This window comes from Hamadaea sp. NPDC051192 (assembly GCF_040682475.1).
GTDB classification, from domain to species: Bacteria; Actinomycetota; Actinomycetes; order Mycobacteriales; family Micromonosporaceae; genus Hamadaea; species Hamadaea flava.
In genome coordinates, this window is the sequence record NZ_JBFBAZ010000017.1 from 78,717 (window position 1) to 94,313 (window position 15,597).

Annotated in this window: 17 protein-coding genes; 12 read left to right on the plus strand and 5 right to left on the minus strand. The window is 69.6% G+C overall.

The features are described 5' to 3' along the window. The first annotated feature begins 48 nt into the window (after positions 1–48). The 8 genes from AB0M47_RS10375 to AB0M47_RS10410 all read left to right on the plus strand — a co-directional run bounded on the left by AB0M47_RS10375 (position 49) and on the right by AB0M47_RS10410 (position 7,449). Positions 49–999 carry a hypothetical protein gene (locus AB0M47_RS10375; protein ID WP_363411447.1) on the plus strand — a complete coding sequence of 317 codons (951 nt, stop codon included), beginning with the start codon at positions 49–51 and terminating at the stop codon, positions 997–999. Then, the gene (locus AB0M47_RS10380; protein ID WP_363411449.1) at positions 996–2,381 is read left to right on the plus strand and encodes a hypothetical protein; all 1,386 of its coding nucleotides are present in this window, start codon (positions 996–998) and stop codon (positions 2,379–2,381) included. Before AB0M47_RS10375 ends, AB0M47_RS10380 begins: the two co-directional genes overlap by 4 nt. Before the next feature lie 43 nt (positions 2,382–2,424). After that, positions 2,425–3,051 (plus strand): hypothetical protein, encoded by a 627-nt coding sequence (locus tag AB0M47_RS10385; RefSeq protein WP_253758996.1) that lies wholly within the window; start codon positions 2,425–2,427, stop codon positions 3,049–3,051. 76 nt (positions 3,052–3,127) lie between these two features. Then, positions 3,128–3,742: a hypothetical protein gene (locus AB0M47_RS10390; RefSeq protein WP_363411451.1), complete on the plus strand. Its 615-nt coding sequence runs from the start codon at positions 3,128–3,130 to the stop codon at positions 3,740–3,742. A gap of 11 nt (positions 3,743–3,753) precedes the next feature. Further along, positions 3,754–4,548 carry an SDR family oxidoreductase gene (locus tag AB0M47_RS10395; RefSeq protein WP_363411473.1) on the plus strand — a complete coding sequence of 265 codons (795 nt, stop codon included), beginning with the start codon at positions 3,754–3,756 and terminating at the stop codon, positions 4,546–4,548. Between the two features lie 33 nt (positions 4,549–4,581). Then, on the plus strand, positions 4,582–5,121 hold the full coding sequence (pyrE, locus tag AB0M47_RS10400) for an orotate phosphoribosyltransferase (RefSeq protein ID WP_253758990.1): 540 nt from the start codon (positions 4,582–4,584) through the stop codon (positions 5,119–5,121). Positions 5,122–5,188: 67 nt separating this feature from the next. After that, complete coding sequence (locus tag AB0M47_RS10405; protein ID WP_253758988.1) at positions 5,189–5,557, plus strand: metalloregulator ArsR/SmtB family transcription factor; 369 nt, start codon at positions 5,189–5,191, stop codon at positions 5,555–5,557. Between the two features lie 221 nt (positions 5,558–5,778). Continuing rightward, the gene (locus AB0M47_RS10410) at positions 5,779–7,449 is read left to right on the plus strand and encodes a substrate-binding and VWA domain-containing protein (protein ID WP_363411454.1); all 1,671 of its coding nucleotides are present in this window, start codon (positions 5,779–5,781) and stop codon (positions 7,447–7,449) included. A gap of 37 nt (positions 7,450–7,486) precedes the next feature. On the opposite strand, the gene AB0M47_RS10415 is transcribed toward AB0M47_RS10410, so the two are convergent. Then, complete coding sequence (locus AB0M47_RS10415; protein ID WP_363411456.1) at positions 7,487–8,605, minus strand: LCP family protein; 1,119 nt, start codon at positions 8,603–8,605, stop codon at positions 7,487–7,489. Continuing rightward, a complete protein-coding gene (locus tag AB0M47_RS10420; RefSeq protein ID WP_363411458.1) occupies positions 8,602–9,135 on the minus strand; it encodes a SigE family RNA polymerase sigma factor in 534 nt (177 codons plus the stop codon). The genes AB0M47_RS10415 and AB0M47_RS10420 overlap by 4 nt, the downstream gene beginning before the upstream one ends. 72 nt (positions 9,136–9,207) lie before the next feature. Between AB0M47_RS10420 and AB0M47_RS10425 the strand changes: the two genes are divergently transcribed. From AB0M47_RS10425 to AB0M47_RS10435, 3 genes are all read left to right on the plus strand, one after another. Next, a complete protein-coding gene (locus tag AB0M47_RS10425) occupies positions 9,208–9,909 on the plus strand; it encodes a VTT domain-containing protein (RefSeq protein ID WP_363411475.1) in 702 nt (233 codons plus the stop codon). A gap of 145 nt (positions 9,910–10,054) precedes the next feature. Continuing rightward, entirely contained in the window at positions 10,055–11,080 is a 1,026-nt protein-coding gene (gene fbaA / locus AB0M47_RS10430; protein ID WP_253758980.1) for a class II fructose-bisphosphate aldolase, read from the plus strand. Positions 11,081–11,190: 110 nt separating this feature from the next. Then, positions 11,191–11,709 carry a hypothetical protein gene (locus tag AB0M47_RS10435; protein WP_253758978.1) on the plus strand — a complete coding sequence of 173 codons (519 nt, stop codon included), beginning with the start codon at positions 11,191–11,193 and terminating at the stop codon, positions 11,707–11,709. On the opposite strand, the gene AB0M47_RS10440 is transcribed toward AB0M47_RS10435, so the two are convergent. Next, positions 11,706–12,365, minus strand: a complete 660-nt coding sequence (locus AB0M47_RS10440) for a hypothetical protein (protein ID WP_363411460.1) — start codon at positions 12,363–12,365, stop codon at positions 11,706–11,708. The two genes, AB0M47_RS10435 and AB0M47_RS10440, sit on opposite strands and share 4 nt — an antisense overlap. A 30-nt stretch (positions 12,366–12,395) precedes the next feature. Beyond that, entirely contained in the window at positions 12,396–13,565 is a 1,170-nt protein-coding gene (locus AB0M47_RS10445) for a hypothetical protein (protein WP_363411462.1), read from the minus strand. A 349-nt stretch (positions 13,566–13,914) separates the two neighbouring features. Here AB0M47_RS10445 and AB0M47_RS10450 point away from each other — a divergent pair, with 349 nt between their 5' ends. Then, on the plus strand, positions 13,915–14,319 hold the full coding sequence (locus AB0M47_RS10450; RefSeq protein ID WP_363411464.1) for a DUF3151 domain-containing protein: 405 nt from the start codon (positions 13,915–13,917) through the stop codon (positions 14,317–14,319). On the opposite strand, the gene purD is transcribed toward AB0M47_RS10450, so the two are convergent. Continuing rightward, complete coding sequence (gene purD, locus AB0M47_RS10455; protein WP_363411466.1) at positions 14,316–15,542, minus strand: phosphoribosylamine--glycine ligase; 1,227 nt, start codon at positions 15,540–15,542, stop codon at positions 14,316–14,318. The genes AB0M47_RS10450 and purD overlap by 4 nt on opposite strands. Positions 15,543–15,597: the final 55 nt, after the last annotated feature.

The following is a 15,597-nucleotide window of genomic DNA, read 5'->3' on the forward strand; positions in this document are numbered from 1 at the left end:
CTTTCACAGTCAAGTCACATCGGCGTACGGCAGTCTAGTCTGGTCTGCGTGACTCATGGCGCGGCCCAGGCTCCCCTGCTCGCGGTGGTCGGCGGACCCACCGGCGCTGGTAAGTCGACGCTGCTCAACAGCCTGGTCAGGGCGCCCGTCAGCGCAGCCGGGGTGCTCCGCCCGACCACCCGCCAGCCGGTGCTGGTCTGCAATCCCCGCGACTGGGCGACAGTCCGCCGCCACGGCCTGCGTCCCATCTGCGCCCCCGTGATGCCCGAGGGCATCGCCCTGATCGACGCCCCCGACTCCGACTCGGTCGGCGACGTCGACCGGGCCGCCGCGGATCGTGTGCTCGCCGCGGCCGACCTCTGGCTCTTCGTCACCACCGCGTCCCGCTATGCCGACGCGGCCGCCTGGGCGCGGCTGCGGGCCGCGCGGGAGCGGCAGGTCGCGCTCGGGATCATCCTCGATCGGGTGCCCGCCGGGTTCGCGTACGACATCGTGGACCACATGCGGGAGCTGCTCGGCCCGCCCGAGCCGCCGCTGTTCCTGATTCCGGAGACCCGGCTCGACCGGCAGGGCATGCTGCCCGACGATCTGGTGGCGCCGCTGCGCGGCTGGCTCGCCGCGGTCGTCGCCGGCCCGCCGGCCCCGGCCCAGCCGGCCGCCGAACCGGCGCCGGAACCCGCCCGGCTGCTGGCCCCCGAACCTGTCCCGGACCTCGCCCTCGAACCAGCCGCGGAACCCGCCGACGTGCGGGATGAGATGCGGGAAACGGTCGTTCTGCGCGAAAAGCAGGACGTGCACGACGAGCCCGGAACGTGGGAAGAGGCGGAACCTGAGGCGGAAACCGCCGATGCCACCTCGGCGGAGGCCGACCCCGCCGACACGGACCCGGCGGATGTGGTCCAATCCTCGACGTCTAACGGTCAGCCGAACGGGCGACCGGAACGGCCTGCGGCTGACATTCCGCAAGGTTCAGACGTCGGGGAGACTGTCACACTATGAGCAGGAAGACCGCCCGGCTGACGCCGGATCGCGCGGGGGGCGCCCAGCGGGCTGACGGCGCACCGACTCCGTCGTCGGTGCACGCGAAGGTCGACACCCTCCGAGCCGTCCTCGACGTGGCGGGCCCTTACCTGCCCGCCGACCGCCTGGTGATCGCTCGTGCGGCGGCGGCTCGCGCCTCGGCGCGCTTGGAGCTGTCCCTCTCCCACACGACGGTGGCGCTGGCCGGGACGACCGGCAGCGGCAAGTCCAGCATGTTCAACGCCTTCACCTCGCTCGACCGGTCGCCGGTCGGGGTGCTGCGGCCGACCACCGCCGAGGCGTACGCGTGTGTCTGGGGCGATCGCGACGGCGGCGAGGCCCTGCTCGACTGGCTCGGGGTGCAGCCCCGTCGCCGGTTCACCCGGGAGTCCGCGCTGGACGGCGACGACGAGGTGGGCCTGCGGGGCATGGTCCTGCTGGATCTGCCCGACGTGGACTCGATCCAGCCCGCGCACCGGGCTGAGGTCGACCGGCTGCTGGAACTGGTCGACGTGGTGGTCTGGGTGACCGACCCGCAGAAGTACTCCGATCTCGTGGTCCACGACGGCTACCTGCGCCGGCTGGCCACCAGCCGGGGCGGCTTCGTCGTCGCCCTGAACCAGACCGACCGGCTGCTCCCGGCCAACCTGCCGCAGGTGGCGGGTGACCTGCGACGGCTGCTCGACGAGGGCGGCCTGACCGACGTGCCGCTCGTGGCGACCTCCGCGACCGACGAGGTGCCCGGTCCGCCGGCGCGGCCACGGTCGACCTTCCGCAAGCCCGATCCGTCGAAGTCGCCGCTCGCCGCGACCGGCGCCGGGATCGCCGGCTTCGCCGGCATCCGCCAGCTCCGGGAGATGCTCGAACCGTCGGTCGTCGGTCGCCGGGCGGTGCTGGAGCGGCTCGACACCGATCTCGTGGTCGTCCTCGAGGATCTCGCCGAACTGTTCGGCGGACCCGCCCCCGTCGTCAGCCCGTCCGTCCTGGCCGACGGCTTCCACCGGGCCAGAGGTTCGAAGGACCGGCTGGTCGAGGCGGCCGAGCAGTACGCGGAGCACGCGGCGTACGGGTTGCCGAAGGTGTGGTTCGAGGCGATCTCGGAGGCCGCGACCCTGCGGGCCGCCGAGTTGCCCGCGGCGTTGGAGCGCGCGTCCGAACGGGTCAACGCCTTCGACAAGGGCGGCGGCTGGCGCCGGGCGGTCGGCGCGGTGGTACCCGGGCTGGGCCGCAAGGCGCAGGACGAGAAGGATCGCCGGACGAAGGCCGAGTACGCCCGCGTCGCCGAGTCCTATGTGATGGCTCCGGTCCGGGACGTCGTCACGGCGTACAGCGCCGCTCGGGCCGCGCTCATGGACCTGTGACCTGGGCCTGAGAAAATAGCCCGGATTGGGTACGGTGTGGCGCATGACCATGCCACCCCCACCCCCGGTCGCCGTGGTGGAACCGGAGCGGCCCCCTCGTCCGGCCGTGGTGACCACCGCCGGCTTCCTGCTCTATCTGCTCGCCGCGCTCCAGGTCATCGGGCTGCTCGTCAGCATCCCGACCTACCAGGCGATGGGCGACGTGTTCCCCGAGGTCTACAAGGGCACGCCGATGGAGGACTCCGCCGGCGTGATCATGGCCGTTAGCATCGGCGTCGCGGCTCTGTTCGTCGTGATCTTCGCCGTCGGCTTCATCACCCTGGGCGTGCTGGACCTCAAGGGCAAGCAACCCGCCCGGATCGTCACCTGGGTCATGGCCGGTCTGCTGCTCTGCTGCGCCGGCGCCGGGACCGCCACCAACGGAACCGGGATGTCGTTCAGCGGTTCGTCGAGCACCAACGGCGTCGACGCGGAGGAACTCCAGCGGCGGCTCGAAGCGGCCACCCCCGGCTGGGTCCACCCCGTCTCCGTCTCCCTGAGCGCGCTGCAGGCGCTGATCGCGCTCGCGGTCATCATCCTGCTGGTCCTGCCGGCGGCGAACGCGTACTTCCGCAAGCCTGCCCCGAACGCCGGGTGGACCCCGCCTTACCCGACCTATCCGACTACCTGACCGGCCGAAACGTCTGCGCCGTCGCATCCCCCCGGGTTAGTTTCGTCCTGTTAGAACTGATTCGGGGGGATGCTTCATGTCGAGCTACGGCCCACCGGCGGTGCAGCCGGCCCGCAAGGCGCCCGCGGTCGTCGTCACCGCCGCGGTCATCCTCGTCGTCCTGGGGGTCATCGGCCTGCTCAACGCGATCGTCAGCCTCGCGTCGCTCGGGTCCACGGTCGACCGGTTCCGCGTACTGGCGCTGCGGGTGGGGGTGTCCCCGCAGAAGATCGACGATCAGGTCACGCAGCTGCGCCTGCAAACCATTCTGAGCGCGGTGATCGGCCTGCTGATCGCCATCGTGCTGCTGGTGCTGGCGTACTTCCTCGTCAAGGGCAGCAACGCCGCCCGGATCACCACCTGGGTGCTGTGCGGCATCGGCGCGCTGTGCGCGTGCTGCGGCGGAGCCGGGCTCATCTTCCTCAAGAACCTCGACCGGATCACCGTCGAAGGCGATCAGCAGGCCCAGGAACAAGTGGATCTGGCTCGCGCGATGGCGGACGCGGTGCCCGGTTGGCAGGTCGGGCTCGGCGGAACGGCCGCGATTCTCCAGTTGCTCGGCTACCTCGCGGTAGCCATACTGCTCGCGATGCCGGTGGCGAACGCCTTCTTCCGCAAGGTCACGCCGATGTGGCAGCCACCCACGACGTAGAGGATGTCGCGATGGCACCGACCGCTCTGATCACTGGTGCCACGGCCGGCATCGGCGCCCAGTTCGCCCGCGACCGCGCGGCCGCGGGCATGGACCTGATCCTCGTCGCCCGGGACGCTGAGCGGCTCGCCGCCTTCTGCGCGCAACTCGCTCAAGAACATGGGGTACGCGCGACGCCGGTCCCGGCCGACTTGACGAAGCCGGAGGGGCTGGCCGCGGTCGAAAAGGTGCTCACGACGGAACCGATCGACCTGCTCGTGAACAATGCGGGACTCGGACTCAACAAGTCGTTCCTTAAGTCCGATGTAGAGGATGAACTTCATCTGCTGAACCTGAACATCGTCGCAGTGATGCGTCTCACTCATTCCGCGCTCCCGAAGATGGTGGAGCGAGGAAAAGGGGCGATCGTGAACGTCTCCTCGGTCGCCGGATTCGCCGCGACAATGCCGGGTTCGACCTATCCGGCCAGCAAGGCATGGGTGACCAGCTTCAGTGAGGCGGTCGGCATGCTCGTCAAACACCGGGGCGTACGCGTGATGGCGCTGTGCCCGGGATTCACGCGTACCGAATTTCATCAGCGCGCCGGGATCGCCGCTCACCAGATGCCGGGCTTCGTGTGGCTGCAGGCTCCGGACGTCGTCCGGCAGGGTATGCGTGACCTGCGGAAAGGCAAGCTCGTCAGCGTGCCGAGCGTCCGCTACAAGGTCGCCGTGGGCGCCTTGAAGATCACGCCGCGGGCCCTGTTGCACCGCATCATGCCGCGCGGCGCGAAGAGTATGGGGCGGACTGTCGGTGACTCCCAGTAAGACTCCCAGGTGGCATGCGGTACAGTCGGCAGCATGTCGGATCGCGAAGACCTCCGTAAATTCATCACTGACCTAGCAGTGGTGCATGGACGGGTGATCCTCTCCTCCGGAGCGGAGGCCGACTACTACCTCGATCTGCGCCGCATCGCCTTGCACCACGCGAGTGCGCCCCTGGTGGGGCGGGTTCTGCTGGACCTGGTCGCCGACTGGGACTACGACGCGGTCGGCGGGCTGACGCTCGGCGCGGACCCGGTCGCGGCGGCCATGCTGCACGCCAGTGCGGGCACCGATCGCCCGGTCGACGCGTTCGTCGTCCGCAAGGCGGGCAAGGCTCACGGGCTGCAGCGCCGGATCGAGGGGCCAGACGTCGCCGGTCGCCGGGTCGTCGCTGTGGAGGACACCTCGACTACGGGGAGTAGCGTTCTCACCGCTGTCGACGCCTTGCGGGAGGCCGGTGCGGAAGTCATCGGCGTTGCGGTTATTGTCGATCGAGGCGCCGGCGATGCGGTTCGAGCAGCTGGTCTGCCGTACCGCGCCGCTTTCACCCTGTCCGACCTCGGATTGAGTCGGTAGCACATCTTTAGACTTGGACCTGCTAATATGCAGACAAGTCAATTGTTCACTTGGAAGGATGGAGTAAGTGGGAACTGCCCTGGTGGATAACCCATTGCCCCCCGTCTCGCCGCTCGCCGGTGAGCCCATCGAGAAGGCGGACGCGGAGCGCCTCGCCGGGGTCCTCAAGGCTCTGGCCGACCCGGCCCGCCTGCGCCTGCTGAGCCTCATCCAGTCCGCTCCGGAGGGTGAGGCCTGCGTCTGCGACCTGACCGCTCCGCTCGGTCTGTCTCAGCCCACTGTTAGCCACCACCTGCGCATCCTGACCGAGGCCGGTCTGCTCAACCGGGACAAGCGCGGTGTCTGGGCCTACTACAGCCTTGTTCCGTCGGCGATCGCGACTGTGGCGGAGCTGCTGACGCCGCCGCGTAAGCGCGCCACGAAGAAGGCCCGCTGAACTTCGTCGGCGAATCGCGCAAACGATTCCGACGAACTACGGCATCACCGAAGGGAGCGCCTGCGAGCGAGGCGCTCCCTTCGTCGTATTCAGACGACTACTTCACCCGGCTGAGATCTGGGTGTTGCACGAAATTCATTCGCCTCTAAGCTGTGGGCTTCGAGCGCGACCGGTCTCCCCACCGGCACCGAGCCGGTCCGGGCCGCGCGACGAGGTGAGAGATGGCAGGGCGGCATCGCCCCCGGCGTGGACCGGGGCAGCTCACCCTGGCGGTAGCCGGAGCCACCGTGCTCCTGCTGAGCCTGGGCGTACTCGTGAAGACAGTGACGGCGGACGCGGACGGGTGCGGCACCAGCACCGGCACGCGGCTGGTCGTCGCGGCTGATCCGGCGATCGCTCCGGCGCTCATCGAGATCGCCAACTCCTGGCAGCAGACCGCGGCCAAGGACGCCGCTTCGTGCGTCAACGTCGAGGTGCAGCCCCGGTCGTCGGCCGAGATGGCCAACGCGCTCGGCACGTACTCCGGTGGCACGGTGGACATCGGGCGCAGCCCGGTGCCCACTCCGACCGAGGCCGATCTGCCTGCGGTATGGATCCCCGATTCGTCGGCCTGGCTCGGTCGCGTACGCGCGGTCGACCGGGACGCCTTCGATCTGACGACGCCGTCGGTGGCGATCAGCCCGGTCGTCGTCGGCATGCCCGAAGCGGTCGCCCGGCAACTCGGCACCGGACCGCTGGACGCCAAGGCGATGGGCGCGCTCCTGGCCGACGGCAAGGTGAAGCTCGGCATGACCGATCCGCGGCGGGACACCGCCGGCCTCGTCGGCGCGATGCTCCTCAAGGACGTCGTCGTCACCCAGGAGTCGGATCTGCCCAAACTGGTCGGCGCGTTCCGCCTGCGGGTCAACACCGACAAGGCGTACGCGGACACGAAGGATCTGTTCGCCGGATTCGCGACCGGGCTCGGCGCGGCGCCGATGAGCGAACAGTCGGTGATCCAGTACAACGCGGGCAATCCGACGGTGAAGGCGGCCGCCGTCCCGCTCGCCGTCGAACCCACATTGGACTTCCCGTACGCCGTCCTCACCCAGAAGACGCCGAAGGTGCGGTTGGCGGCCGAGGCGTTCCGGTCGGCGCTCAGCAGTGAGGCGTACGCCGACGTGCTGGGCCGGCACGGTCTGCGTACGCCGTCGGGCGTGGCCGGTCCGGGCTTCACCGTCGGCCACGGAGTGACCGCGACGCAGGCGCACGTCCAGCCGGTGACCGACCAGACCGCCGTACGCACAGCGCTCAGCATCTGGGTGGCGGCCAAGACGCCGTCGAAGGTCATCACCCTGGCCGACGTGACGTCGTCGATGAGCCTGCCGCTGAACGCGTCCGGGAAGACCCGGCTGAAGCTGATGCAGGAATCGGCCACCCATGGGCTGACCCTGTTCACCTCGGACAGTCAGCTCGCGCTGTGGGGTTTCGCCGGGCGGGGCACCCAGCCCCTCGTCCAGATGGGCACGCTGGACACGGTTCAGCGCCAGAGGCTCGACCAGACCATGCGCGCGGCACACCTGGCCGGCACCGACGAGTGTCCGCTGTTCGAGGCGCTGCTTTCGGCGTACAAGTCGTTGAAGGCGTCCTATGACCCGGAGCGTTCGAACACGATCGTGGTCTTCACCGACGGCCGCAGCAACCTGTCCGGCGGCCTGACGCTGGCGAAGGTGAAGCTGGAGCTGGAGGCGCTCGCGGACGTGGCGCGACCGATCCGCGTGATCCTGCTGGGCATCGGGACTGCGGACCTGACCGAACTGAGGCAGATCGCGGAGATCACCGGCGGCGGAGCGTTCCCCTTGACCGACGCGAACCAGCTGGACCAGATCTTCCTCAAGGCGCTGCTGGCGTGAGCCGGCGGCCGGGGGTGTGTCCCCGGCCGCCGGACGGTCAGCGCTGGAGCACGAGGCTGGGGTGTGCGGCCGCGAACTCCGGCAGCGTGCCGGTCCCGACCGCCGCGAGCAACTCCTTGCCCTCCGACGTGATGCCCTCGCCCGAGAGCCCGTTGTCCGCCCCCGGCCCGTGGTACGCGACAAAGGTGTTGGCCAGCGACATCGGCACGACGTCGGCCGCCGTCAGACCACTCAGCTCGGCGGCCAGCGCGACCGGGCTGACGTCGCCGAGGTCGAGCCGCAGGCCCTGGACCTTGAGCAGGTTCGCGAGCCGCGCGGCGTCGGTGAGCACGTTCAGCGTGGCGATCTTCGCCGCGATGCCGACGAGGACGCGCTGCTGGTTGCGGTCCCGGTCGTAGGACCCGTTCGGCAGCCCGTAGCGGGTCCGCATCAGCAGCAGCGCGTCCGCGCCGGACACGGTGTGGCAGCCCGCGCCGAGAACCTTGTCACCCGGCTGCTTCTTCTCCGTCAGCCGGAGATCGATCGCCGCCGGCAGGCAGACCTGGACCCCGCCCAACGCGTCGACGACCTGCTTCACCGAGGCGTACTCCAGCACGGCGCCGCCGTCGAAGACCGTGCCGGTGGACTGTTGCAGCGTCTTCTCGCTGAGCCGAAGTCCGCCTCGCCAGCCGTCGCCGCCCTGCGATCCAAAGTAGAACGCGGCGTTGAGCTTCTCCAGGCCGCCCTTGTAGTCGGCTGCGGCGTCCGCCGGGATGTTCACGATCGTGTTCCGGTCGATCGAGACCGTGTAGATCTTCTTCCGATCGGCCGGGATGTGCACGATCACAATGGTGTCGCTCCGGGACTCGTTCTCGCCCCAGCCGGCCCGCTTGTCGGAGCCGAGCACCAGTAGGTTCAGGGCCTTCCGGGGCGTGCCGCCGGTAGCGGAGGCGGCGACGTTCACCGCGTCCTCCGGGGTGATTCCGGCCCGCTGCGCCAGCCACACCGGCACCGCGATGGCCAGCGCAACCGCTGCGGCGAGGCCGCCGGTGAGCGCACGCGTGCGGCGCCGCCGTCTCCGGCGTACCTCCTTGTCGATCGACTCTTGCAAATCCTGCACGTCAGGTGCCTCCGCTTCGTGGCGGGCGAACGTGGCCCGGATGTCCTCCTCGTTCACCGTGATCCTCCTGAGACGAGACCCGGGTTCATCCGGGTGCGGAGTGTGGCGAGAGCCTTCGAGATGTAGCCGCGCGCGGTACCGACGGTGCAGCCGAGCGCCTCGGCGATCTCGGCGTCCGGCAGATCCTCGTAGAACCGCAGGACGAGCGCGGCGCGCTGCTGCCGGGGCAACCGGGCCAAGGCCTGCCAGACCAGGTCCCGATCCGCCGCGCCTTCGGCGAGATCGACTGGTACGCGTACCTCCGCGCCCGCGTCCGAGCGCAACAGGACACGCCGCCACCAGGGACCCCGCCGCCAGTCGATGTACAGGTTGACCATCATGCGTTTGACGTAGCCCTCGGGCGATTCGGCTCGGCTGACCTTCCGCCAGTGCAGTTGAGCCCGCACCATGGTTTCTTGCACGAGATCCTGAGCGCTGTGGGCGTCGCCGGTCAGCATCACGGCATACCGGGCAAACGATGCCAGACGCGTGGCCGCGAACTCCTCGTAGGTCACATCCACCTCCTTCGCCTCAGTAGACGTGCGCACACGGTGAAAGCTTGCCCGGTACCCTTGGTCGGCGTGAAGACGAGTGAGAGCGTGCTGGCGGCCGGTGAGTCCATGGGATTCAACCCGCTCAATCCGATGGACTACCTGGAGTGGATGGGGCCCAACTGGGCGCTCGTCGGCGTACTGGCGATCATCTTCGCCGAGACCGGCCTCATGGTGGGCTTCTTCTTCCCCGGGGACTCGCTGCTGTTCCTGACCGGCGTCGCCGCCTCGTCGGCCGCCCCGGAGGTGATCGGCTGGCAGATCCCGATCGTCCCGCTGCTGATCTTCGCGCCGCTCTGTGCCATCGCGGGCGCCCAGTTCGGCCACTTCCTCGGGGCGCGCTACGGGCGGAAGATGTTCGACAAGCCGGACTCGAAGCTCTTCAAGCGGGAGTACGTCGAGAAGGCCGAGCACTACTTCCAGAAGTTCGGCCCGCGCAAGGCGATCGTCCTCGCCCGGTTCATCCCGATCGTGCGGACCTTCATGAACCCCGTCGCCGGCGTCCTCGAAGTCCCGACTCGGCAGTTCTTCATCTGGAACTGCGTCGGCGCGATCCTCTGGACCGACGGCATCCTGCTCGCGGCGTACTTCTTCGCCCAGCAGATCATCGACGCCATCGGCGGTCCGGACAAGATCGACAAGTACATCCTGCCGTTCGTCTTCCTCATCGTCCTCATCTCCCTCATCCCGGTCTTCATCGAGATGTGGCGTACGCGCAAGGAGAAGAAGCGGAACCGGCAGCGCGGCAAGCACGAGCGCGTCTCGGCCTGACCCGTTCCACAGCCCGGCTGCGTGCGGCAGGGCTGCATGCGAGATACTCCAGGTAACGAAGGACAGCGCGGTCCCCGCAGTTCAGCACAGGCCCGCCGGGGAGCGCTAGCGCGAGCCGCCAGGAGTGCAGTCAGGAGCAGCAGAGATGCCTATTGCCTCACCCGAGATCTACGCCGAGATGCTCGATCGCGCCAAGGCCGGCGCCTTCGCGTACCCGGCGATCAACGTGACGTCTTCCCAGACCCTCAACGCGGCGATTCGGGGCTTCGCCGAGGCGGAGAGCGACGGCATCATCCAGGTCTCCACCGGTGGCGGTGAGTACCTGTCCGGCCCGACCGTCAAGGACATGGTGACCGGCTCGGTCGCGCTCGCCGCCTTCGCCCACGAGGTGGCGAAGAACTACGGCGTGAACATCGCGCTGCACACCGACCACTGCCCGAAGGACAAGCTCGACAAGTTCGTCCGGCCGCTGCTGGCGATCTCCACCGAGCGGGTCCAGAAGGGCGAGAACCCGCTGTTCCAGTCCCACATGTGGGACGGCTCGGCGGTTCCGCTGGCCGAGAACCTCGAAATCGCGGAGGAGCTGCTCGCCCTGACCGCGGCCGCCAAGGTGGTCCTCGAGGTCGAGATCGGCGTCGTCGGCGGCGAGGAGGACGGCGTCGTCGGCGCGATCGACGAGAAGCTGTACACCACGATCGGGGACGGCCTGGCCACCGCGGCGGCGCTGGGCCTGGGCGAGAAGGGCCGCTACATGGCGGCGCTCACCTTCGGCAACGTGCACGGCGTCTACAAGCCGGGCAACGTGAAGCTGCGCCCGGAGATCCTCAAGGAGATCCAGGACGCGGTCGGCGCCAAGTACGGCAAGGACAAGCCGTTCGACCTGGTCTTCCACGGGGGCTCGGGGTCCCTGCCGCAGGAGATCAGCGACGCGGTGGACTACGGCGTGGTGAAGATGAACATCGACACCGACACGCAGTACGCGTACACCCGCCCGGTCGTGGACCACATGTTCAAGAACTACGACGGCGTGCTGAAGGTCGAGGGCGAGGTCGGCAACAAGAAGCTGTACGACCCGCGCGCGTGGGGCAAGTCGGCCGAGGCCGGTCTGGCCGCCCGCGTCGTCGAGGCCTGCCAGCAGCTCCGCTCGGTGGGAACCTCGCTCGGCAAGTGATTGCTTGATCGTTGTATAACGGGGGCCGCGCCACCAGGCGTGCGCCCCCGTTTTTTGTGCCCGATTCGGTAATATCGTCCGGTCCATCGTTTGGTTGGGGAGGGTCGGTCGTGCTGGGTATCGAGGGATACGAGCCGATCTGGCAGCACGACGCCCAAGCACTGGCGGCCGCCCATCGGGCGCGGTTCCAGCAGGTCATCGGCCAGCCGCTGGTCGGCTCCTGGCTGATGTGGGACCTCGACGCGCACGCCTGGTTCACCGGCGGCCCGGTCGTCCTCGGTTTCCCCGACGCCAACATCGAGATCACCCATCGCAAGTTCGACGAGTGCGCGATCAGCTGGGACACCATCGACATGCAGGCCCCGGTCGAGTGGCCCGGACTGCGCCTGGACTGGTGGAGCGACACCCATCCCACCGTCGTCTCGGCGCGTGGGCGGGAACTGCGTGCGGTCAACCTCATCGAACGGGTGATGCCGGCGCACTGGCGGCCGACCGCGTTGCACGCGGTGGAGCTGATCTTCGACGGACTGCGCCTGGAGCTGTTCAACGCGATGGACGAGAACGGGATCTCCGGCGAACCCGAAGTGGTCCTCCCGGTCGGCCGGTGGACCCGGATCCCGATCGCCTAGTAGGCCGCCGTCTCCAACTGACCGCGTGCCTTGATGAACTTGTCCTGCACGGTAGCCGCTTTGGCCCCGAAGAACTCGACGAACGCGTAGGACCCCGAGTCCACCCACACGCACTCGGCGATGGTGCCGCCGGAGACCGTCGAGTCGCCGCAGGCGGCGCGGCCGCCGAGCGGTCCGGGGGCGACCTCGACCAGCTTCAGGCCCTTGCGCTGAGTCTCCAGCGCCGCCGTGACGGTCTCGAACAGGTGGTCGGCGTCGACCACCTCACCCTGCACCGCCAGTACGAAGACGAGGTTCTTCTTGGCGAAGGACCCGTAGTAGGTGGCGAGGACCTGGCTCGTGTCGGCCTCGGAGGCGCGCTGCGTCTTCGCGGCCTTCTCGGCGGACTCCAGCAACGTCTTGTCGGTCGTCTTCGCCAACCCGAGCAGGGTCTTCGGAAGGCGTACCACTGATGAGCGCGCGGATCGCGTGCTCGGCGAAGCGGAACCGGACGGCGTGGCCGTCACGTCGAGCGCGGACGGGCCACCGGGCCGTGCGTCCTGACGAGCCAGCAGGACGCCCGCGGCCGCGCCCAGGCAGCTGAGCAGGACCACGACGAGTGGCAGCACCACCCACGGCACCAGCCGGGAGCGCGAGGCGGGCTCGGGCGTCGTCACGGGGGCGAGCATACCCATTCGGTGCGACCCTCAGCCGAGCAAGAGCTCGGCGGCCTCGTCGACGTCGTCGGTGATGTGGATCAGATCGCTCAGGTCACCCAACGGCGAACACCGGAGCAGCGGCGCGAGCAGCGAGCTGACGGGCAGTTCCTCCGTCCAGAAACGACGGCCGAGGAACACGTACGGGCCGGACGGGCTGACGGTGCCGTAGAACGTCATCGTGGTGGCCTGGAAGACCTCCTGCACCGTCCCGGCGCGACCGGGCGCGAACACGATCCCGCCGCGCGACAGCTTGAGGATGACCTCCTCGCGAGCGGCGTTGCTGAACAGCTTGGCGATCCGGGCCGCGAACAGGTTGGCCGGTTCGTGCCCGAAGAACCAGGTGGGAATAGCCAGGCCGCCGGCCTGCTCCCAACTCGCCGACGGCGGCGGGGCATAGGCGTCCCGTACGCGCAACGCCGCGGCCGTGTAGGCCTGCGTCTCGTGGAAGTCCGGCTCGGCCGCGAGTTCGTCGATCGCCGCCGTCAGTTCGTCCAGCGACCGTCCAGCCAGGTACGCCCCCAGGTTGGCCGCCTCCATGACGCCCGGCCCGCCCCCGGTCAGCACCAGCCGATCGGCCTGCGCCAGCCGCCAGGCCAGGGCCGCCGCGTCCCGGTAGCCCGGCGAGCCCCGATGCTCGGCGTGACCGCCCATGATCCCGACGACGCTCGCCGCGCCGTGCCGGTCGAGCCACTCGGCGGACACCCCGGCGAGGGCGTTCTCGATGCCGTGGTCGTGGATGCGCTGGGCCAGGGCCTCCCGCAGGTCCGGGTTGGCCCCGCCGCGATCCAGATAATGCCGGTAGACGACGGTGTCGTACATCGCGTCGAACCCGCCCGCGGCGAACCCGGCGGCCAGCTCGTCCGGAGTGTACAAATGCGACGGCTGGGTCGGGAACGGCGTGTCCGGGAACACCGGCACGACATGCGCGCCGCGCCGGATCAGCTCCAGGATTTGGCGATCCCCCAAGGCACAGCCGACGAACAACGCGTCGGCGACCTCCACATCGGCCAGGTCGACCTGGCTCAAGTCCAGTCCCTGCACCGTCAGCCGGGTCAGCGTCCCCCGGTCGAGGTGGAGCCGCAGCTCGTCATAGGACTCGATCTCGTCGGGGCTGTGGTCGATCGGCGTGATGACCTCGGGCCGTGGCGTCGGTGACACGCGCCGAATCCTAGCTCCGCCGCGTTCGGCGCCGCCCCCCGGTTTGCCGCAGATCACGGATATGCCGGTGATCATGGGGGTCCTTAGCCTGCGTATCCCTGATCTGCCTGCCATGGGGGAGATGCGGACGAGGCCCGGCGGTCAACCGCCGGGCCTCGCTTACCGGGTCCTGGGGAGGCTCCGGACCTCCAGTTATACGCGGCTTGAGCGATCAGGAGTACCGGCCGCTCGCGGGACGGGCCGCTCATCCGAACGCGTGGCGAGATCGCGCCGAACGGGGGCCACCGAGGTCATGCCCCTGGTCGCGGCGGCGAACGCCGGCGCCGGCGGCTCGGGTAGGTTGGAGATCATGCAAAACCTCCTGCCCGAGCCGCCCGCCACGCTGCTCCCCGCCGACCCGGCCACCGCCGATCTCGCGGCCGACCTCGACCCGGTCACGGTGGCGGCGAACCATCCCGCCTCCTCCGCCGCATGGGCCGCCCTGGCCGCGCGGGCGCTGACGAACGGCGAGGCCGTCGCCGGCTACGCCTTCGCGCGTACGGGGTATCACCGTGGGCTCGACCAGCTTCGCAAGGCCGGCTGGCGCGGCTCGGGACCGGTTCCGTGGTCGCACGAGCCCAACCGCGGCTTCCTGCGCTGCCTGCACCTGCTGGCCGTGGCGGCCGACGCCATCGGCGAGGCCGACGAGGCCGCCCGCTGCGCCCAATTCGTGCGCGACTGCGACCCGGCCGCCGCCGACGCCCTCGCGGGCTAGATACCGGCTGCCGTCAGGGCGATGTCCGTGCGGAACTGCTGACCGTCCATCTTGATCTGATCAACCAAGTGGTACGCGTTGAGCCGCGCCTCGGCCAGGTCACGTCCGGTCGCAGTGCACGCCAGAACTCGGCCGCCCGTCGAGACCAGTGCTCCGTCGCGTACCCCTGTGCCCGCGTGAAAGACCCCCGGGGCCTCGGCGCCGGTGATCACGTCACCCAGGCGTGGCCGGCCGGGGTAGCCCGCGGACGCGATCACGACGGTGACCGCGCTGCCCGCGGACCAGGACAGCGGGGGATGCGCGGCGAGCGAGCCGGACGCGGCGGCCAGCAGCAGGCCGGCGAGCGGCGTCTCGAGCATGCTGAGCACGACCTGGGTCTCGGGGTCGCCGAAGCGGGCGTTGAACTCGATGACCTTGGGGCCGGCCGAGGTGATCGCCAGGCCGACGTAGAGCAGGCCGGCGAACGGCGTGCCCCGGCGGCGCATCTCGGCGAGCGTCGGCTCGACCACGGTACGCATGACCGTCGGCACCAGGTCGGCGTCGGCCCACGGCAGCGGGGCGTACGCCCCCATCCCACCGGTGTTCGGGCCGGTGTCGCCGTCGCCGATGCGCTTGAAGTCCTGCGCCGGGATCAGCGGTACGGCGGCCTCGCCATCCGTCACCACGAACAGGGAGACCTCGGGGCCGTCGAGGTACTCCTCGATCACCACCCGGCCGCACTCGCGGGCATGCTGAACCGCGTGGTCGCGATCGTCGGTGACGACGACGCCCTTACCGGCGGCCAAACCGTCGTTCTTGACCACGTACGGCTTTCCGAAGGCGTCCAGCGCGGCAGCCACCTGGTCGTCGGTCTCGGCCGTCACCGCACCGGCCGTCGGCACATTCGCGGCCACCATGACGTCCTTGGCGAACGTCTTCGACCCCTCCAACTGCGCGGCCTGCTTCGACGGGCCGAACGTCGGAATCCCGCGCTCGCGTACGGCATCGGCCACCCCGGCGACTAGCGGCGCCTCCGGCCCGATCACCACGAGATCGGCGCCCTCGCGTACGGCGAGCTCAGCCACCGCCGCCGGATCCATCGGATCCACCTCGGCCAGCCGGGCGACCTGGGCGATCCCCGGATTCCCCGGCGCGGCCACCACCTCCGTGACCGCCGGATCCTTGGCGAGAGCAGCAGCGAGGGCATGCTCCCGGCCCCCGGTCCCGATGACGAGTACGCGCATCCCCCGACCCTACCGGTGCACCCCTCCCCACCCCCCGACCCCCCCCCCCCCCCCA

Bases quoted from the DNA above. Each gene is read 5' to 3' on its own strand.
- AB0M47_RS10380 (WP_363411449.1), top strand. From the start codon at position 996: ATGAGCAGGAAGACCGCCCGGCTGACGCCGGATCGCGCGGGGGGCGCC.
- fbaA (WP_253758980.1), top strand. From the start codon at position 10,055: ATGCCTATTGCCTCACCCGAGATCTACGCCGAGATGCTCGATCGCGCC.
- AB0M47_RS10390 (WP_363411451.1), top strand. From the start codon at position 3,128: ATGTCGAGCTACGGCCCACCGGCGGTGCAGCCGGCCCGCAAGGCGCCC.
- AB0M47_RS10450 (WP_363411464.1), top strand. From the start codon at position 13,915: ATGCAAAACCTCCTGCCCGAGCCGCCCGCCACGCTGCTCCCCGCCGAC.
- AB0M47_RS10385 (WP_253758996.1), top strand. From the start codon at position 2,425: ATGACCATGCCACCCCCACCCCCGGTCGCCGTGGTGGAACCGGAGCGG.
- AB0M47_RS10410 (WP_363411454.1), top strand. From the start codon at position 5,779: ATGGCAGGGCGGCATCGCCCCCGGCGTGGACCGGGGCAGCTCACCCTG.
- purD (WP_363411466.1), bottom strand. From the start codon at position 15,542: ATGCGCGTACTCGTCATCGGGACCGGGGGCCGGGAGCATGCCCTCGCT.
- AB0M47_RS10395 (WP_363411473.1), top strand. From the start codon at position 3,754: ATGGCACCGACCGCTCTGATCACTGGTGCCACGGCCGGCATCGGCGCC.
- pyrE (WP_253758990.1), top strand. From the start codon at position 4,582: ATGTCGGATCGCGAAGACCTCCGTAAATTCATCACTGACCTAGCAGTG.
- AB0M47_RS10425 (WP_363411475.1), top strand. From the start codon at position 9,208: ATGGGATTCAACCCGCTCAATCCGATGGACTACCTGGAGTGGATGGGG.